The following is a 19,372-nucleotide window of genomic DNA, read 5'->3' on the forward strand; positions in this document are numbered from 1 at the left end:
TGATAAAGCTATGATGAGCCAAAAATCCTCTCTTCTTAATTAAACCAGTTTTGTCTCAAAGGCGCTGATGTCGGACAAACCTTCACGATTGTGGCGCTCATTTTCATCATCGTCATCGTCCCCTTTAGTGTCCTTGCAAAAAGCCTTGAGGACAGACTTCATACAGCGAGGTAGCAGTCCCATGACGGAAGTTCTCCGCGTCGAAGGACTTAGCAAAAGCTTTGGTCCTCTGCAGGTTCTCAAATCCATCGACCTCACCGTTAATGAAGGTGAGACCGTCGTTCTGCTTGGCTCCAGCGGTTCGGGCAAGAGTACTTTGCTGCGTTGTCTCAATCTCCTGGAAGTTCCCAGTGCAGGCCGCATCTGGCTCAACGGCACGCAGGTTGGAGCGACTGCGTCCGGCACCATTCAGTATCGGGAGAAGGATCTGACTGCTATCCGCACGAAAGTGGGCATGGTGTTTCAGCAGTTCAACCTGTTTCCCCATCTGACGGTGGCCGAAAATATCGCTATCGCCCCTATGAAGGTCAAAGGCGTCAGCAAGGAAAAGGCGCGTGAACGTGCGCTTGAGGAACTGGCGCGAGTAGGCATCGCCGATAAAGCAGACGTTTATCCGTCGCGCCTGTCTGGCGGCCAGCAACAGCGCGTTGCCATTGCCCGGTCTCTGGCGATGGAGCCACAGGTCATGCTGTTCGACGAAGCCACCTCAGCTCTCGATCCCGAGCTGGTGGGCGAGGTGCTGGAAGTGATGCGTTCGCTGAGCCGAGATCGCGTAACCATGGTCATCGTTACGCACGAGCTGGGCTTTGCCTATCACGTCGCCGATCGCGTTGTGTTCCTGCATCAGGGGCTGATCCATGAACAGGGCACACCAGCAGAAGTTTTGATGGCACCCAAACAGGAGCGCACGCGTGAATTTCTACGCGGGCATGACAAATTCCGTCTACCGGAACCTCTGCGGGCTTGAGGAAATCAATGTGAAACTACACTATTCAGGCTTGTCGCCTTTTGTACGCAAAGTCACCATTCTGGCAGGCTTTCTGCGCATTTCGAAGAAGATCGAACTGGTTGCCGGCAAGGGCAATCTGATGCTACGTGACCCGGAGTTCCGCAAGCTCAACCCGTCCGGCCAGATTCCCATGCTGGTGACCGACGAGGGGGAAGCGCTCTTCGACAGTCCGGTAATCTGCGAGTATTTGAACGATTTTGCCAAAGGCAAGCTGATCGGTCGCGGTGACGAACGCTGGCGTAACCTGCGCGATCAGGCGCTGGGTGACTCCATGTGCGACGCTGCACTACAATTACGCTACGAGATAGGCCTGCGCCCCAGTGAACTGCAATGGCAGCAATGGCGGAATGCATGGGCATCGAAAATCATCGATACTCTGACATGGCTCGAAACGCGGCCCGATCATCTCAGCGGACGTCGCGATATAGGCGTTATTTCGATCTTCGTGCCCCTTGCTTTTATCGACAATCGTATTCCAGAATTGAGCTGGCGGGGCGACTTTCCAAAAGTTGCAGCATGGTTCGATGCGTTTTCGGCATTGCCGCAAGTCGCAGCGACCAATCCTTACTGATCCAGTCGCGTCTTAGCCGACACAATAGTGAGTAGAGCCATGTCGAACACACCTCCCAACGACGATCCTTATCTGATCGGTGCCGAAGCGCTTGTGCACACCTTGATCGCCGGGGATGTGACCACCTGCTTTGCCAATCCGGGAACGAGCGAGATGCATTTTGTATCGGCACTTGACCGTATTCCAGGCATTCGTTGCGTGCTGGGCTTGCAGGAAAATGTTGTGACAGGCATGGCCGATGGATATTTCCGCGTCACCGGAAAACCGGCATCGACATTGCTGCATTGCGGCCCTGGGCTCGCCAACGGTATTGCCAATCTGCACAATGCACGTCGCGCGGGTGTAGGCATCGTCAATATCGTCGGAGATCATGCTGTCCCGCATGTCGCTTTCGACAGTCCGCTGACGGCCGACGTGGTTTCGCTGGCTGAAACCTGCTCCGACTGGGTTGCCTATTCCACCTCACCGGCAAACATAGGTGTGGATGCGGCACGTGCGATTCAGGCTGCGCGCGCTGATAACGGTCATGTCGCTTCGTTGATCCTGCCCGCCGACGTCTCATGGACTGAGGGCGGCAAGGTGGGGGGTATCTTGCCTGATATCGGGCCGCAGAGCCCGTCGCCCTTGCAGATTGATCGCGCTGCCGCGGCGTGCCGCAGTGGCGGACGCGTCGTGATGGTTCTTGGAAGTGCGGCACTTGTGGTTGAGGCGCAGCCGTTGCTGGCAGGTTTGCAGCAGGCAGGCATCGATTTGCGGATAAGCCAGCTTGCCGGGCTGGTCCCCGTCGGGCGCGGGCGGATGGCAATCCCGCGCGTGCCTTATGTTGTCGATGTCGCGCTGGAAGCGCTCGCTCCCTATGACCACGTCATTCTGGTCAATTGCCCGCCGCCGACTGCTTTCTTCCTCTATCCGGGACGTCCCAGCCGTGTCACCCGGCCCGATGCCGAAGTATTTCACCTTTCGCGTCCCGAGCAGGATGCCATTGCTGCGTTGCAGGCTCTGGCCGGCAGACTGGAAATCGAACCGTGCAGCCCGCCGGTGGTTACGCGCCCATTTACAGAGGTCGAAGGCCGCATCACGCCTGATGGCCTGGCGGAAATTGTTTGTTCCGTAATGCCGGAAAATGCGATCATCTCCGATGAATCTCTGACGCAGGGTGGGGGCTTTCCGTCTCGCCTCGCCAGCATGGCCCCTTGCCAATGGATGACGATGGTGGGGGGAGCCATTGGCGGCGGGTTGCCGATGGCAACTGGTGCTGCGATTGGTGCAGCCGAAAACGGCGAGAGCGAACGGCGAATTGTATCACTTCAGGCAGACGGCTCTGCCGCCTATACGATGCAATCTCTGTGGACGCAGGCGCGTGAAAATCTGCCCTGTACAACCGTACTTCTGAACAATCGCAAATATGAAATCCTGCTGGGCGAATATGCCAAGGTTGGCGCTAATCCGGGCGAAACGGCGCATTCCATGTTATCGCTGGACAAGCCTGCCATCGACTGGGCCGGCCTTGCACAATCCTTTGGCGTTATGGCGAAAACCGTCACCACGCTTGAAGAATTGCGCGATGCCTTTGAAGAAGCAATCGCGCATGACGGCCCGTATCTCATCAACGCGATGATGGGCTGAGCTACCCGGAACAGTGAGCACAAAAAATGCCTTTGATCGATCGGCTGGCCGTAATAGGCTACTGCCGCTGAAAACTTTCAATCTTTTCAATCAGTCTTGAAAACCGGATGGGACCGCTCCCCGATGACCAAAGATTATCCGTGGCGTGGCGTTCTCAACGACGAGCTTCACTCGCGTCCATCGATTTATTTCGATGCTCCGGCGGTGGTCTGGCACGAAGCTTTTTTCGTCGGTAATGAGGCCACACATGCTCCCGACACTCTTTTAAAGCTTGGTTTGACGAATACGAGCGACGGCAAAAGTGGCATTGCGCAAACGACGAGCGGTCGCATCAAGTGGGAAATTCACGCCGAGTTTGTATCGCTTACCTATGTCATTCAATGGAGCGGCGACTACAATGCCATCCCGCTCAGAGAAGAAATCTGGATCAAGCTCGTCAATGAAATGCCGGGACAGCGCATCAATTCCATTGAAATTGTCGTTGGTCTCGCGGGTACGCATGATGCGAAGCTTATGCTCGGTGCGCATACGGATACGGATGTTGCGGTTTCTGCTATAGGCAATTGCGATGCTGAAATCTGGTCAACGTTCCGCTTCAATGAGGCCAGCGCGACGCGCTTCGTCCTGCTCAACCATAATCTCAATGCATTCCGGACCGGACGTATGGTTCGGCGATTGCTTGAAATCGAAGATTACCGACTTATGGCGCTGATCAGCCTGCCACTGGCGCAGGACACTTTCACGCGCTGTTCCGTGTTCGAGACCCGGTTGCAGACAATTGTTGATGCGCTTGGCAAAGAAGCCCACCAGCAGGAGCGTCTTCTCAAGGATTTGGCACAGCTTGCCAGCGAAATTCTCGACGTATCAGTCAATACGGGTGAGCGCTTCAGTGCAACTGCGGCCTATTCAGAACTCGTGTTTGCGCGGCTTGCCGAATTGCGTGAACAGCACGTCGACGGTTATCAGAGGCTTGGCGTATTCATCGAGCGTCGTTTCCGCCCCGCTATCAGGTTTTGCGCGCAAGCCAGCAAACGCATCGAAAACTCGGCAACCCGCGTCTCGCGCGCCAGCGATTTGTTGCGGACATCGGTTCAGGTTGAACTGGAACAGCAAAACCTGCAATTGCTGGAATCGATGGAAAAGCGTGTGCAGGTGCAGACCAAGCTGCAAGAAGCAGTCGAGGGGTTCTCAATCGTCGCCATCAGCTATTACGCCATCGGTCTCTACAAGACGCTTCTGGAAAGCCTTGGCCATGTTGAGGCGATCTCCGGCATGAAGACATTCCTGACATTGGCAGGCTTCCCCGTCATCATTCTTGCCGTGTGGTACCTTGTGCGCCGGGCAAAAAAACTAACCCATCTTTGACGGATGAACTGCCTCATCTCTTTTGGCCCAGTATGCTCAGCTCTCCAGAAGTCGCCAAGGACTGGATAATCCCCCCAGATCCAATCCTAGATAAGCCAGAAGATGACTACGACTACCAGCGTTGGCGGTATAGCTGCGACCAGCAGGCCGAGCGGGTTGACTGTCTCGTCCTCAAAATGACCCCTGAGGATTGAAAGGCCTGCCGGATTGGGTGCATTGGCGATCACGGTTAGGCCACCGCCGGTGACGGCTCCTGCAACAAGAGCATATTTGAACTCGTCCGTCAGACCTTCGACCAATGAGCCCAGATAGGTAAGCGCCGCATTGTCGGTAACAGCTGTCAGCACCGTCGCGCCAAAATAGATAGCGTCGGAATTCATGCTCATCAACAGCGGCTGCAGCCACCATTGCTGCTGTCCACCGAGCACCACGAGACCTCCGAGGAAGAAGGCGACCAGCAATCCCTCACGCAGCATCAATCGATCCTGATGGGCACGGTAGGCCTGAGTGACACCGAGGAAAAACAGGAAAAGCGCGAGGAACACCGCCGGATGATGGGAGAAGGTCACCACCAGAGCGAGGAAAGCCAGATGTACCGCGATCAGCGGTATGGGAACCCGGTTGCCCACCGTTTCTGAGCCGGATGGCAGGGCCGCAAGCTCCTTTCGGAAGAGGAACGCAAGTATTCCCGCATTCAACGCTGTCGCAAGAATCGAGCGCCAGCCGAAGGTTTCCAGCATGAACGGCATGTCCCAGTTCCATTTGCCGGCGACCATCAGGATCGGCGGTGCGGCGAAGGGCGTAAGCGTGCCGCCGATGGACACGTTGACGAAGAGGACGGCAAGGGCTGCATATTTCAGTCGGGCCGAGATGTTGCGCGAAAACGTGCCAGTGGAAAGGATCATCGCGCCAACAGTCATCGCGGCTGGCTCCGTTATGAAGGAGCCGAGAAGCGGCACGACGAACAGCACGGTGAAAAAGGAGGCGATCTGCGGACGTAATGGAATGATCGAGGCGATGGCCTTGACCACCGCCTGGCTGAACTGCAGCACCGGTCGCGTCGCGGCAATCACCATGATGGCGAAGACGAACATGGGCTCTGCGAAGTTTTGCCCGTCCAGATAACGCGCTGCGGTTTCGGACCCTTCGATGGCGAACATGAACAGCATCATTACCATTGCCCAGAAGCCGAAGACGACCTCGACCTCGGCCAGAAGATGCCAGACGCCGCCATGACGCGGATCGTTATGGGCGAGCCGTTCGAACAGTTTGACTGAGAACGTGTGCAGGATTGCGACCACAAACAACACTGCAGCGATCAACTGGATCGTGGTCGGGTTCAATATCCTGCTCCATTTCCCTGAAGTCGAAAGCCCCTTGATACGCTCGGGCCTTCGTGCATTGCCGACGAATGCGGCAGATGAGACACTTAATTCCTTCATCGGCACTTCGCAACGGCAACAGCGCTGCGAAGTGCGATATCCAGGTTTATCCAGCTGCCAGACCTACAGGTCGGGCCTTCGCGGCGCGGGACATCGTCAGCGCCAGGTCCTCGATCATGTCTTCTTGACCACCGACCATGCCGCGGCGGCCGAGTTCCAGAAGCAAGTCGCGGGCAGGAACGCCGTAACGCTTCTCCGCGCGCTCGGCGAACAGCAGGAACGACGAGTAGACGCCGGCATAGCCGAGAACCAGCGAGCCGCGGTCCACGCGGATCGGACGATCCATCATCGGCACGACCAGATCCTCAGCAGCGTCCATGATCGTGAAGAGATCGACGCCGGTGATGGCACCCATGCGCTCGAACACGGCGACCAGCAGTTCGGTCGCCGCATTGCCGGCACCCGCACCAAGGCCTGCGATCGCGCCGTCGATGCGGTTTGCGCCTGCGGCAACGGCTGCCACCGAATTGGCGATACCCATGCCGAGGTTATGATGGCCGTGGAAGCCGAGTTCCGTTTCCGGCTTCAGCGCCGCGCGGATGGCGGTGATGCGCGCGGTCACGTCATCGGGCAGCATGTGACCGGCTGAGTCGGTGCAATAGACGCAGTTGGCACCATAGCTTTCCATCAGAAGCGCCTGCTCGACCAGCTTTTCCGGGCTGGCGCGGTGCGCCATCATCAGGAAGCCGACGGTGTCGAGGCCCGTCTTGGCGGCATAGGTGATGTGCTGTTCGGCGCAGTCGGCCTCAGTGCAGTGGGTAGCGACGCGCACGCCGGAGATTCCGCAATCCATGGCGCGCTTCAGCGTGTCCACGGTGCCAATGCCGGGCAGGAGAAGCGCCGAAACCTTGGCCTTCTTCATATGCGGGATGACGGCGGAAAGATATTCCTCGTCGGTTGCCGCCGAGAAGCCGTAGTTTACGGAAGCGCCGCCCAGCCCGTCGCCATGGGTCACCTCAATCCACGGCATGCCGGATTCATCGGCAGCCTTGGCGATCTCGACCATCTGTTCGGTGGAGATTTGGTGGCGCTTGGCATGCATGCCGTCGCGCAGGCTCATCTCGTGAAGGGTGATCTTGCGTCCTTCGATGCTCATTTCAATCTCCTCAGCCGCGTGCCGGCAGGGTGAAGACGCCCTTATCGGCCTCTTCCGCGAAAAGTTCGGCGGTGCGCAGGGCCGCCGCCGTCATGATGTCGAGGTTGCCGGCATATTTCGGCAGGAAATCACCGAGACCTTCGACCTCGAGATAGATCGAAACGCGTTTGCCATCAAAGACGGGACCGTTCACGACCTTGTAGCCGGGCACGTATTTCTGCACTTCGGCGGCCATGGCATTCACACTTTCGGTGATCGCGGCCTGATCCGGTTCGCCTTCCGTCAACACATGCACGGTGTCACGCATGAGAAGGGGCGGTTCTGCCGGATTGACGATGATGATCGCCTTGCCGCGCTTTGCGCCGCCAACCTTCTCAATGGCGTGCGCTGTGGTGCGGGTAAACTCGTCGATATTCTTGCGGGTGCCCGGTCCAACCGAACGCGAGGAAACGGCGGCGATGATCTCGCCATATTCCACCGGCTGCACGCGGGAAACGGCAGCCACCATCGGAATGGTGGCTTGGCCGCCGCAGGTGACCATGTTGACGTTCATCTCGAGCCGCTTGGCATGATCGGCCAGGTTGACCGGTGGAATGCAGAATGGGCCGATGGCGGCGGGTGTCAGGTCCACCATAATGACGCCGAGCTCATTGAGCTTGCGGGAGTTCTCCGCATGAGCATAGGCAGAGGTGGCATCGAAGGCGACGCGGATTTCGTCGGCCAGAACATGCTCCAGAACGCCGTCGACGCCGGTTGCGCAGGTCTTGATACCCATTTCGGCCGCCCGCTTCAGGCCTTCAGAAGCCGGATCGATGCCGACCATCCAGACCGGCTCCACCCATTGCGAGCGCTGCATCTTCATCAGCAGGTCGGTGCCGATATTGCCTGGCCCGATGATGATCGCCCTGAGTTTCTTGCTCATCATAAGTATCCTTTACATTACATTCCGAAGAGTGCCGGCAGCGCCAGCGAAATTGCGGGCACATAGGTGATGATCATGAGCACGACGATCATCACGAGCATCGGGGCGATTGCGCCTTTCACCACCGTCTCGAGCGAGAGGCCGGAGATGCGCGAGGCGACGAACAGGTTCACGCCGACAGGTGGCGTCACCATGCCGATTGCCAGATTGACGATCATGACGATGCCGAAATGTTCCGCGCTCACCCCGAGGGCTGTCACCAGCGGCAGCAGGATCGGTGTCAGGATGATGATGGCGGCAATAGTCTCCATGAAGGTGCCGACGATCAGCAGGATCACATTGATGGCGAGCAGCAGAAGCCATGCCTGATCCACCGCCGATGTGATGGCGTTTGCCAGCATTACCGGCACGCCCTCAATGGCGAGCGCCCGGCCGAAGATGGTGGCTGTGCCGACGATCAGCATGATGGTGGCCGAGGTCAGGCCGGAGCCAGCGAAGATCTTGTAGAGATCCTTGAGGCTCAGCTCCTTGTAGACGAAGGTGCCGACCACGAAACCGTAGATCACGCCGACTGCTGCAGCTTCCGTGGGGGTGAAAATGCCGCCATAGATGCCGCCGAGGATAATGACCGGCACCATGAGCGCCCACTTGGCATCGTTAAGGACGGCCAGCATCTCGCGGCTGGAGGGGCGATAGTCGCCCGGCTTCTGGCCATCGCGTTTCGATTGCCACCAGGCATAGCTGATGAGCGCAAAGCCGATCAGCAGGCCCGGCACCACGCCGCCCATGAACATCTTGGAAACCGAGACATTGGCCGAGGTGGCATAGATGACCATCGGGATCGACGGCGGAATGATGACGCCGAGCGAACCGGAACAGGAGATGAGTCCCGAAGAAAAACTCGGCTTGTAGCCGTCTTTCGTCATGGCAGGTAGAAGAATGGTGCCGACGGCGGCGACGGTCGCGGGACCAGAGCCGGAAATCGCGGCAAAGAAGATGCAGGTGACAACTGCGATAATCGCCATACCACCCGTATAGCGACCGAAGAACATGCGCCCGACATTGATAAGTCGCTGCGACAGGCCGCCCTGGCCCATGAGATCGCCGGCGAGAATGAAGAACGGAACGGCCATCAACGGGAAGCTGTCGATCGAAGTCACGAGGCCCTGAGGGACATAAGAACCGGAGACCTTGCCCGATACGATGAGCGCAAGCGTCGAAGCGATACCCAGCGAGATAGCGATCGGAACGGAAAACACCAGCAGGACGGCGAGAAGACCGAAGAGAATGAGCGTGATCATTGGGCTGCTCCTTCCCGCGCGCGGCGCAGGTCGAGCACGATGGCCTGCAGCAGGCGAAGCACGACCAGCAGGAAGCCGGTGAAGGGTGCCAGGTAGATAATGCCCATGGGGATGCCAAGCGAGGCGGATTTCTGGCCGAAGCGGAAGGTCTTCTCGACCATGAACCAGCCCTGGTACATAACGAACAGCGCGAAGGCACCGAAGACCACATGGGTCAGAACCCGCACATAGGTCTGGCCGGTGCGCGACAGCAACTCCGTACCCATGGTTACGCGGATATGGGCGTCCTTGCGCACCGCATAGGCAATGCCGATATAGGTTGCCCAGATAAAGAAGTAGCGTGACAGCTCTTCCGACCAGGAAAGGGAAGCGCCCATCACGTAGCGCATGAAGATCTGCACCCCGATAAGGATCGACATCAGAGCCATGAGGGCTACGACGATTGCCTCCTCGAAATGCTCATCGATGATTTTGAGCATGAGTCTCTCCCGCGCCGCGCGGGAACCGGTCCCGGGCGCTGCCTGACGCATTGACGGTCAGTTCGTTTGTTCGAATGGAATTGCCCGGCGATTGGCGCTCGCCGGGCATTTTGAGTTCAGGATTTACTGGGCAGCGGCGGCCAGCAGGCGGTCCACCAGATCGGCGCCAGCCTTCTCCTTGACGAGTTCAACGATCGGCGCTGCCTTGTCGGAAAAGGCCTTCAGCTCTTCCGGGGTCAACGTCGTGAACTGCACGCTGGTCATGGCTGCTTCGGCCTTGTCGTCGGCTTCCTTGGCGAGGTCGCGCTGGTAGGCGGTCGCATCCTTGACGGCCTGGTCGAAAATCGCGCGGTCTTCCGGGCTCAGGCTGGCGAGCTTTTCCGGATTGCCGAGCAGTGGCCAGGGCGAATAGATGTGATTGGTCTTCGAGATGTACTTCTGCACCTCGTTGAACTTCATATCATAAAAGAGGTTGATCGGGCCTTCCTGTGCGTCGAAGGTTCCCTGCTGGAGCGCGGTGAACAGCTCGTTGAAGGCGAGGGGTGCCGGGTTCGCGCCTTCTGCCCGCCATGCCGCGATATGCACTTCGTTTTCCATGGTGCGCATTTTCAGGCCCGCGAGGTCATCCGGGGAACGGATTTCCTTCTTGTTGTTGGTCAACTGGCGGAAGCCGTTTTCCCAATAAGCGAGACCGACCATACCCTTGTCGTTGAGCGACTTCAGGATTTCCTGGCCGACTTCACCATCGAGCACCTTGTAGGCCTGCTCGCGATCCTTGAACAGGAACGGAATGTCGAAGGCGAAGAATTGCGGGGCAAAGGAGGCGACAGGAGCCGACGAAACGAAGGTCAGGTCAACATTGCCGAACTGGATGTTCTCGGTCAGCTCGCGTTCACCGCCGAGCTGCGAATTCGGGAAAATCTCGAGGCCCATGCGTCCGTCGGACTTTTCGCGCAGTTCCTTGTCGAGGAATTCGAAGGCCTTGTGGCCGGTCGAGGTCGGCGCCGAGGCATGAGCGGCGCGGAAGACGATTTCAGGCGCAGCCTGGGCAACCGTGCCATAAGATGCGGCCACGGCTAAAGCGGCAACGAAACCTGCGCGCAGAACCTGCGCGGCATTCATAAGTGACATTTCTGTCCTCCCAAAATAGTGCGGAAAACCCGAGAGATTTCCAGTTTTTCAGCCGGGCACTTCATAAGTGAAGCTGGACGGGAGGCCGATGCCTCCGCTCCTCCCCCGCATCACGAAGTAAACAGACGGCGATTCTTTGTCAAATAGTAAAATGCATTTGCAATATGTGAGAAATTCCGCCACTAGGTCGATTGTAAAAGCAGACTGGGAGGACGTAATGCAATCCGAGAACCCGAAAACAGCACTCCTTGCGGCCCTTCAGGAGGCTGTCGGCGCGAGCAATCTGAAGGTCGGAACCGACGTTCCGGAAGCGGCCCTTCGCGATTGGAGCGACGAGCGTGGCGGCGAGCCGTTGGCGCTGGCGACACCACGCGATACCGCGGCTGTTGCCGCCGTCATGAAGCTTTGCCACGAGTTCTCGACGCCGGTTGTGCCGCAAGGCGGTCGCTCGGGTCTTGCCGGCGGCGCGGTGCCAAGCGAGGGCGCTGTGCTGCTTTCGCTGGCCGGTCTCGACAAAATAGAGGAAATCGACGCTGCCTCCGGCCTGATGGTGGTCGGCGCGGGCTGTATTCTCCAGCGTATCCAGGAAGCTGCGCTTGAAGCGGGCCTTTCTTTCCCGCTCGATCTCGGTGCGCGCGGCTCCTGCCAGATCGGTGGCAACATCGCAACCAACGCCGGTGGCAACCGTGTGATCCGTTATGGCATGACGCGCGACCTCGTGCTCGGGCTTGAGGTCGTGCTGGCGGATGGGACCATCCTGCCCATGATGAACCGCATGCCGAAGAATAATGCCGCACTCGACCTGAAACATCTCTTCATCGGTTCGGAAGGCACACTCGGCATCATCACCAAGGCAGTACTGAAACTGCATCCGGGAGTTGGCGGGGCCAATGCGGCGCTGGTGGCCGTGCCCGATTTCGCCGCAGCAGCGGGTCTTCTGCGCCATGCGCAACGCACGCTTTCCGGTCGGGTTACCGCATTCGAACTGATGTGGAACGATTATTACCGGGCGGTTCTGGCCGAAACAGGCTTGCGCCCACCCGTCGATCCGGATCATCCCGTCTATGTGCTGGTGGAAATGCAGGGTGCCGATCCGGATGCCGAAAGACCTGTTTTCGAGGCTATGCTGGAATCGGCATTCGAGGCCGGGCTGCTGATGGACGCAGCCGTCTCGCAATCTCAGCGCGAGGTGGAAGCCTTCTGGTCGCTACGAGATGGGATCGCTGAAATCCTGTCGCGCCGCGCACCGGCCATCAGCTTTGACGTTTCCGTGCCGCTGGCCCGGATCGGTGATTGCGTCGAGGAAATCCGCGCTGCGCTGGCGGTGGCTTTCCCCACCCTGCAGGTGATATTCTTCGGTCATGCTGGCGACAGCAACATCCACCTCGTTGCCGGCCCGATTTCCGAGATCGACCCTACCGGCCACGGCATCGAGAAGACCGTCTACGAGATCATCCGCGCCTATGGCGGCTCCGTTTCGGCTGAACACGGCATTGGCCTGCACAAGAAGCCGTGGCTCGCCTACAGCCGCTCGGAAAACGAGCTCGCCATGCTGCAACAGCTGAAGGCAAGCCTTGATCCGAAGGGCATTCTCAACCCCGGCAAGGTGCTCTGATCCAAAGCCGGTTGATGGTTTCGCTGCCGTGGCGGGCCTCAGCTTGTCCGTGCACCGAGCTCGGAGGAAATGACGCGCGCGACGCGCTGGACTTCTGGCACCAGGTCCCGCATGCGCGATGGCGGCATAAATTCAAGCGTCGATGAAACGGAAATCGCAGCCACCACACGGCCCGTCGCATCGCGCAAGGGCGCTGCGACGCAACGTATGGACGGCTGGTCTTCGCCCAGATCATAGGCGTAGCCGCCGGAACGGTAATTGGCCATCTGGATCAGCCAGTCGGCCTCGGTCATGTTGCCTGGCAGAAGCTGGTGGTCGCGTTTGTAAAGCTCTGACAGAACGGCCGTCGGTTCATCCAGCATCAGCGCCTTGCCAACGCCGGTCGAAATCACCGGCTTGCGGCCGCCGATACGCGAACTGATCTCGACGGGACGGGTGCCGCGCAGCTTGTCGAGATAGGCAACTTCCCAGCCCTCACGTTGTGCCAAATGCACGGTATCACCGGTGAACTGTGACAGCTCCTCAAGAAATGGTCGTGCGACCTGCACCAGATCGACCCGCGAATAGGCGGAAAAGCCAAGCTCGATGAGGTGCGGTCCTAGCCCGAACTCGCGCGCATTGTCGGCCTTGAGAAAGCGCCGTTCAAGAAGGACCGAGACGATGCGGTGTACGGTGCTGTAGGTCAGCCCGGTGACGGCGGCGATTTCCTGGATCGTGCGGGACCTGTCGGCCACAGCATCAAGGATATCGAGCCCGCGAAGCAGCGTCTGGCTGCGGGGAGCCTTCTGCTCCTTCTCCTCGTCAAGCCTATCGATCTTTTCTGCCATTTTTCAAGCCCCTCGAATCTTTCCCCTTCTACCCGGAAGAGAGGAAAGGTTCCAGAGGAGACGTGCAGCGCGCTGTTGCATGACTTGAAGATATGCTCCCGGAGACATGCTCTCACAACCGTCATGGATGGTAGAAGGCATAAAACTGCATCGCCGAGTTTAGATCGCCGTCGTTCAATTCCAACCTGACTGGTGTGCAGCGATCCGATCGGACGACGATTGATCACACTCTTATCCGCGGATTGGTTGCCGCATTTCCCATATGCCTGGATTTCGCGGCATACCGGTCAGGTTGCTATGATTCAAATCATTTCCGGATCGTAGATAATGTCAGCTTACCTTTTCTGTTCGAGAGGGGCGGACGACACATGCCAGTTCACATCCCAAACAAAGCCACCCATTCACGCAGGATTGCCGTAATCACCTTGGCCGGTATCTTACCTGCCGCCGTAAGATGCCGATATCGTTGACACAACCTAGTTCGCGCCCCCGAGCCGGAAGACGATAGGATCGGGCAGCTCCACCAACATGGCTCTGGTTTCACCATTCCCGGTCTTTGTAATCGTTCCGCGCCGTGTCGTGTACCACTTACTTGGACGCCTCTGAAGGAACCAGACCCAGCTAACTCATCAGGTGCTTCGGTGTCCGAAAGCGGCTGAGATCACCAATCTCGGTCGCCAACGATGCAGCAATTACCAAGCTAACACCGCGCAATGCCTGAAGCGCCCACACAAGCGGCGCTAGCGACCAACCTTCCATTGCCTCCACGAGCATCTGGTCCAAGCGGTGACATCGGGCTCGCGTTTCTTCGACCCGCCGTATGCATTCGCCAAAGACGAATTGCTGGTGGGGCGAGCCGAGGCCTGCTCTCCTAGTGATCGCCAGTGCAAGCGTGTCCAGTTCGACTTGCCTGTCTGCCTGCGTCCGTGCCGCAGCAGGAAACCCAGCAGCATTTGCCGAACGGCAGCCAGATCGTCTTTTGCTTGCCGACGAGCCCTGACTAGATCGCGCATGGCTTCATGATCCTCGTCGGGGGCCGAGATCGCAGTAAGTTCTCCCGAACGCAGAAGCCCCGTAAGTGTAACAGCATCGCGTCTGTCATTCTTGATCCGGTCGCCGCGCAATGATATCGCAAGATGCTCCCAGTTGGTTGATTGCCGGTAGATTCCATACCCACACCCGCCAGCTTTACAGCAAAAGTATAGCTCGACGGTGCGTGAGGCGGACAGCCACTCGAAATGACGCCGGATAGCTTCGGGCGTGTTAAGACCGTGCTATAAAAAAGACTTCGCCGTCTCGTGTTGCCTCGGCAACCGCAACTGTCTCTTTGTGAACATCAAGGCCAATATACTTCATCTGCGTTACCGTCATTTTCCTCGTTGGTGGCATAAGCAGTTTCTATACTAACCACCATGCTCTCAGACTGGCGGGAACGACGGTCATCGGGTTGAGATCAAACGGATCATAAGCTTTCGTCGCGAACACGCATGATTGTCTGTCGACCGGCTGCAGATTTCCTCGCGATGGCCGACACACTCAGGTTTGTCGCAAATATTAATCTCTTCAACGCTGTGGCGCTTTTGCTATGCATGGTCGAAGACGTGAGGCAGATGCCCGTCGATTTCAAAAGGGCGCATTTTCACAATGGTGTCATCGTGCATGTGGTCTTCTTCTGCGTGCGCCACTCCGTTTCCTATCGCGAACTTCAGGAAATTCTGGCCGAACACGGTATAATAGTCGGCTACGCAACTTTGGACCGTTGGATTATTCGATATTCGCACCAGATTGCCACGCAGATTTGTTTTCAGAAAGGCCATCGCAGCCAACCACGTTGCAAAGAGGGCTGTCATCGACAAGAATTGAGCCAACTTGGTCGGCCAGCGGCTGCCAACGCGATCCTGAAATTCACCAGAATTGGCAGGGTCATGAAATCCGCGAGGTCAAGTATCTCAACAGTAGCCTCGAACAGGATCACCGCTTCATCAGGTGTTTACAAACCAATGACGGGCTTCAAGACGTCCCATTCGGCGTCAGTGAGCCTTGTTGAAATTGCAGTATAAGTACCGCCGAGGAAAAGCGCTTGTAGCTCATTGCAAACTTTGAGACACAACCTGTTATGTCAAACCGTTGCAGGCGAAACCACCCATATCACCTCGCAGGTACTGTCACCTATCGTCCAGAACCGAACCATGGCCCGTGCGGGAAACGCGAAACTGTCGCCGGTATTGATGACAAACTGGCGTGAGTCGAGTTCAAGTCCGAGCGTTCCCTGTAGAACCAGTCCGCATTTGCCCCCGTCCGTGTTGGAATAGGGCTCACCTGAATCTGCGCCAGGTTCCATCAGAAAGCGAAGCATCTGAATTTGCGGTTGAGTGTCAGGTGTCAGCAATTCCTTGATCAGCGCACCGTCATTATAGGTAAGGAAGCGCCTGCTATTACGCTGCACGATATATCCGTTGGCCTGATTTTCAGAGTCGCTGTCACGATGAAACAGCCAGTTGACCGGCATATCCATTGCCGAACAAATGGCTCTCAGGGTCTTGATTGAGGGAGCTGCCAATCCTCGCTCTACCTGGCTCAACATGCCGACGGATATCCCGGCTGGTTCCGCCACCTGTTTCAGCGACATGCCTCGCATCTGTCGACGGAGGCGCAATGTCTCGCCAACCTGAACAGCATCACTTTGCGGATCAAGGACATTCAGTTCCGTCGACATTTCCCACCCTCGCAGAGACTCAACTTGAGCGATTATAAACTATGCTCATTAATTTAATAGCGTTAAAAATATTTGACAAAAAATTTAATATGATCATAATTTTAGCAAAACACGTACAGATCGCAAGAAAGAACAGGCCTATCAGTATCGATCAAGCGTGGGGAACAATGTCTCGGGATTTTGGGAGGAATCATCATGAGAGCTATGAAAATTGCAGCCATCTGTGCTGTTATGACGTCCGTTTCCGCCGTTGCAATGGCCAGAGATTTCACCGTTGCGGGATGGGGCGGCAATTATCAGGACGCCCAGCGTGAAGCCTATTTCAAACCCATCGCCGAAAAATTGGGTGTCAACATCGTCGAGACGACTTATCTGGGCGGTCTGGCTGAAATCAAGGCCATGGTCGATACCGGCAATGTCACGTGGGATTTTCTGATCATGGGCGGTTCGGAACTTCAGCTTGCCTGCGATGAGGGTCTGCTGGAACAGCTCGACTGGAAGGCAATTGGCGAGGACAATCTATTGCCGGGCGCTGCGACCGAATGCGGTGTCGGCAATGTGGTGATAGGCAATGGCTATGCCTATAATTCCAAAACCTTTCCGCAGCCCCCACAGGACTGGAAGGACTTTTTCGATCGCGAAAAATTTCCCGGCAAGCGCGGCATTCGTAATAGTCCGAGCATGAATCTCGAATATGCACTCATGGCCGATGGTGTGGCCCCGGATAAGGTCTATGAAGTGCTGGCAACGCCCGAAGGCGTGGATCGCGCCTTTGCGCAATTCGACAAGATCAAGGATCTGCTGCAATTTTGGGAATCCGGCGCCCAGCCTATCGAATGGCTCGCCTCCAACAATGTCGCCATGTCCACTGGCTATAATGGTCGCGCAGTCATGGCCAAGCGGGAAGGCAAACCTATCGAATTTGTCTGGAAAAACCACCTCGTGAACATGGATGGCTGGGCGATGGTCAAGGGCTCGCCTTACAAGGATAGGATCAACGATCTGTTCAAGATCGTCAATGATCCGCAGAACCAGGCCAAGTTTTCTTCTCTTATGCCCTATGGCCCATCCAACACCAAGGCGGCGGAATCCCTGACGCCGGAAATGCTTAAGGAACTGCCAGCAGCCGATAATATCAAGGATGCAGCCTTTTATTCCGACTCTTTCTGGGTGGAACATTTGGATGACTTGACCGAGCGCTGGAACCGTTGGGCAACCCAGTAAAGTTTCGGCTGCCAAAAACTCCTTGTTGAGTGCCTCCGGCGGTTAATCTGCCGGAGCAGAAGCCCCCAAAAGGTAAGCAGAATGATTGCAGCGTCCCGCAAGCCGGGCGGCAGCGGACTGGCAGCACTTGTCTGCCTGGCTGTGCCGCTTGTCATTTACATATTTCTCTATCTGGTGCCGATAGGTTCGGTCATTTCGATCAGTCTCGACAATCGGGAACTGTCGAGCAGTCTGGTGAATTTCAGCAGCGCGGACAGTCAAGATCGAAATGCCCAGGCTGCGGCTCTTGTGGCCGATATGCGGGCGATGGATGGTAGTCGGCAGGCGGCCGTTGCTCGCGAACTCAATCAGGAACTAAGCGGCTTTCGAACGCTGTTCCTCAAGACGGCCCGCGCGGCGGATACGATAGAGCCCGAACTCGCTGGACTTACAGGTTTTGATCCACGCTGGAACGAAGAAAAATACTGGAGGGTCATAGCGCAGAATTCCGAGAGGATAAGCTTTCGTCATTTCGAACGAGCCACCGGTCTCAAAGTGAACGAGGAAGGCAGACTCGAGACTGGCGGCGACGACATATATCTTCAGATCATGTGGCGAACGCTGACCATCGCGATTCAGGTCACTCTTGTCACCTTGTTGATCAGCTATCCTCTGGCTTATGCGGCCTTGCACGCCCCGCGCAAAATGGCGGCATTTATTCTGGTCGCCGTGCTGATGAGTTTCTGGACTTCTATCCTCGTGCGCACAACCGCATGGGTGATTTTGCTCCAAACTTCGGGTGTTCTGAATACATTTCTGCTCTGGACCGGTTTGATAAAGGAACCGCTGCAGCTGATCTTCAACCGTTTCGGCGTCATCGTTGCCATGACGCATGTGCTGCTGCCATTTGCCATCATTCCGATGATGAATGTGATGCGGACAATCCCCAAATCGCAGGTTGATGCTTCCCGCAGTCTCGGTGCAGGTCCGGTGGAATCTTTCTTGCGCGTTTATTTTCCGCAGAGCTTGCGCGGTGTTGGCGTTGCGGCGGGAACGGTGTTCATCCTTGCACTTGGTTTCTATATCACACCGGCACTTACGGGCGGCCCAAAAGACCAGATGCTATCCTTCTACATAGCAGACTTTGTCAAACGCGCTCTCAACTGGGGTATGGCCTCGGCGCTTTCGGTGCTGCTTCTCTCTATCGTCGTGATGCTGGTCTCGCTTTTTGGCGCGCTTCGCTGGCTTGCAAATCGCAGGGGAGGGATCGCGTGATGTCCCGTATCATCTTCTGGACTTCGACTTTGTTTGCACTGGCTTTTCTGATCGTTCCACTGGTGCTGATCATGCCATTGGCTTTCAATGAGAGCTCTTTCCTGACCTATCCGATGGAAGGCTTCTCGCTGAAATGGTTCCATGAAGTTTTTGCGCAGGAGCAATGGGTACGCTCATTCGTCAATAGTTTGAAAGTGGCAATCGGTACGACGGTGGTTGCGCTTTTGGTGGGCGGTTTGGCGGCCACCGGCGTCATGCTCCTTAACCGCTGGCTGCAAACCGTTCTAACGGCGCTGTTTGTGTCGCCGATGGTTGTTCCCAGTATCGTCATTGGTGTGGCCTTCGCCTATTCCTTCGGTCGCATGGGACTATCCGGCAGCTATATGGGGTTGGTGCTTGCCCACTCCATTCTTGCCGCACCGTTGGTATTTCTTTCGGTGATGACATCATTGCGCGGGCTCGATCCAGATCTTGACCGGGCTGCGGCTTCGCTGGGGGCATCGCATCGTCATCGCTTCATGACCGTTACCTTGCCGCTTGCCGCACCCGGCTTTATGGCTGGTGCTCTTTTTGCCTTCACGACGTCCTTTGATGAAGTGGTTGCGGCGCTTTTTCTGGCCTCGCCGGAATCAACAACCTTGCCGGTTATGCTGTTTTCGGGCCTGCGGGATCGCTTGCAGCCAACGCTGGTTGTGGTGGCGCTGCTGCTATCGCTCATCAGCTTTGCATTGCTCGCTGCGATGCACTGGTTACAGCAACTCGGCAAACCGGCCAAACACTGAAATTCCGATAAA

Annotated in this window: 17 protein-coding genes and 1 pseudogene; 9 read left to right on the forward strand and 9 right to left on the reverse strand. The window is 57.0% G+C overall.

All coding sequences use genetic code 11. The annotated features are described in order from the left end of the window. The first annotated feature begins 181 nt into the window (after positions 1-181). From HWX93_RS18010 to HWX93_RS18025, 4 genes are all read left to right on the forward strand, one after another. Entirely contained in the window at positions 182-967 is a 786-nt protein-coding gene (locus HWX93_RS18010; RefSeq protein WP_176038157.1) for an amino acid ABC transporter ATP-binding protein, read from the forward strand. Beyond that, positions 912-1,580 carry a glutathione S-transferase family protein gene (locus tag HWX93_RS18015; protein ID WP_210267234.1) on the forward strand — a complete coding sequence of 223 codons (669 nt, stop codon included), beginning with the start codon at positions 912-914 and terminating at the stop codon, positions 1,578-1,580. Before HWX93_RS18010 ends, HWX93_RS18015 begins: the two co-directional genes overlap by 56 nt. 39 nt (positions 1,581-1,619) lie before the next feature. Then, on the forward strand, positions 1,620-3,206 hold the full coding sequence (locus HWX93_RS18020; protein WP_176038158.1) for an acetolactate synthase large subunit: 1,587 nt from the start codon (positions 1,620-1,622) through the stop codon (positions 3,204-3,206). A 123-nt stretch (positions 3,207-3,329) separates the two neighbouring features. Then, positions 3,330-4,571, forward strand: a complete 1,242-nt coding sequence (locus HWX93_RS18025; RefSeq protein ID WP_176038159.1) for a DUF3422 domain-containing protein — start codon at positions 3,330-3,332, stop codon at positions 4,569-4,571. An 86-nt stretch (positions 4,572-4,657) separates the two neighbouring features. On the opposite strand, the gene HWX93_RS18030 is transcribed toward HWX93_RS18025, so the two are convergent. The 6 genes from HWX93_RS18030 to HWX93_RS18055 form a co-directional block, all read right to left on the reverse strand. After that, positions 4,658-6,013 carry a putative Na+/H+ antiporter gene (locus tag HWX93_RS18030; protein WP_176038160.1) on the reverse strand — a complete coding sequence of 452 codons (1,356 nt, stop codon included), beginning with the start codon at positions 6,011-6,013 and terminating at the stop codon, positions 4,658-4,660. Positions 6,014-6,059: 46 nt separating this feature from the next. After that, on the reverse strand, positions 6,060-7,109 hold the full coding sequence (gene dmpG, locus HWX93_RS18035; protein WP_176038161.1) for a 4-hydroxy-2-oxovalerate aldolase: 1,050 nt from the start codon (positions 7,107-7,109) through the stop codon (positions 6,060-6,062). A 10-nt stretch (positions 7,110-7,119) separates the two neighbouring features. Then, positions 7,120-8,031: an acetaldehyde dehydrogenase (acetylating) gene (locus HWX93_RS18040; protein ID WP_176038162.1), complete on the reverse strand. Its 912-nt coding sequence runs from the start codon at positions 8,029-8,031 to the stop codon at positions 7,120-7,122. A gap of 17 nt (positions 8,032-8,048) precedes the next feature. Continuing rightward, entirely contained in the window at positions 8,049-9,332 is a 1,284-nt protein-coding gene (locus tag HWX93_RS18045; RefSeq protein WP_176038163.1) for a TRAP transporter large permease, read from the reverse strand. Next, entirely contained in the window at positions 9,329-9,811 is a 483-nt protein-coding gene (locus HWX93_RS18050; RefSeq protein ID WP_176038164.1) for a TRAP transporter small permease, read from the reverse strand. The genes HWX93_RS18045 and HWX93_RS18050 overlap by 4 nt, the downstream gene beginning before the upstream one ends. Before the next feature lie 123 nt (positions 9,812-9,934). Beyond that, the gene (locus HWX93_RS18055; protein WP_176038165.1) at positions 9,935-10,942 is read right to left on the reverse strand and encodes a TRAP transporter substrate-binding protein; all 1,008 of its coding nucleotides are present in this window, start codon (positions 10,940-10,942) and stop codon (positions 9,935-9,937) included. A 217-nt stretch (positions 10,943-11,159) separates the two neighbouring features. Here HWX93_RS18055 and HWX93_RS18060 point away from each other — a divergent pair, with 217 nt between their 5' ends. Then, a complete protein-coding gene (locus HWX93_RS18060) occupies positions 11,160-12,557 on the forward strand; it encodes an FAD-binding oxidoreductase (RefSeq protein WP_176038166.1) in 1,398 nt (465 codons plus the stop codon). 38 nt (positions 12,558-12,595) lie between these two features. On the opposite strand, the gene HWX93_RS18065 is transcribed toward HWX93_RS18060, so the two are convergent. Next, a complete protein-coding gene (locus tag HWX93_RS18065; RefSeq protein WP_176038167.1) occupies positions 12,596-13,384 on the reverse strand; it encodes an IclR family transcriptional regulator in 789 nt (262 codons plus the stop codon). A gap of 335 nt (positions 13,385-13,719) precedes the next feature. Continuing rightward, positions 13,720-14,740, reverse strand: a pseudogene (locus tag HWX93_RS23270) (IS110 family transposase). Positions 14,741-14,907: 167 nt separating this feature from the next. Here HWX93_RS23270 and HWX93_RS18075 point away from each other — a divergent pair. Further along, positions 14,908-15,444: an IS6 family transposase gene (locus HWX93_RS18075; RefSeq protein WP_176038168.1), complete on the forward strand. Its 537-nt coding sequence runs from the start codon at positions 14,908-14,910 to the stop codon at positions 15,442-15,444. 59 nt (positions 15,445-15,503) lie between these two features. Here the strand turns inward: HWX93_RS18075 and HWX93_RS18080 are convergent, their stop codons facing one another. Beyond that, positions 15,504-16,100, reverse strand: a complete 597-nt coding sequence (locus tag HWX93_RS18080) for a helix-turn-helix domain-containing protein (RefSeq protein WP_109989743.1) — start codon at positions 16,098-16,100, stop codon at positions 15,504-15,506. A gap of 195 nt (positions 16,101-16,295) precedes the next feature. Between HWX93_RS18080 and HWX93_RS18085 the strand changes: the two genes are divergently transcribed. The 3 genes from HWX93_RS18085 (at position 16,296) to HWX93_RS18095 (ending at position 19,360) form a co-directional block, all read left to right on the forward strand. Continuing rightward, positions 16,296-17,324 (forward strand): ABC transporter substrate-binding protein, encoded by a 1,029-nt coding sequence (locus tag HWX93_RS18085; RefSeq protein ID WP_176038169.1) that lies wholly within the window; start codon positions 16,296-16,298, stop codon positions 17,322-17,324. 81 nt (positions 17,325-17,405) lie between these two features. Beyond that, positions 17,406-18,578: an ABC transporter permease gene (locus HWX93_RS18090; protein WP_176038170.1), complete on the forward strand. Its 1,173-nt coding sequence runs from the start codon at positions 17,406-17,408 to the stop codon at positions 18,576-18,578. After that, positions 18,578-19,360 (forward strand): ABC transporter permease, encoded by a 783-nt coding sequence (locus HWX93_RS18095; RefSeq protein WP_176038171.1) that lies wholly within the window; start codon positions 18,578-18,580, stop codon positions 19,358-19,360. Before HWX93_RS18090 ends, HWX93_RS18095 begins: the two co-directional genes overlap by 1 nt. Positions 19,361-19,372: the final 12 nt, after the last annotated feature.

The sequence above is a fragment of the Brucella tritici genome (genome assembly GCF_902825325.1).
Lineage (GTDB): Bacteria > Pseudomonadota > Alphaproteobacteria > Rhizobiales > Rhizobiaceae > Brucella.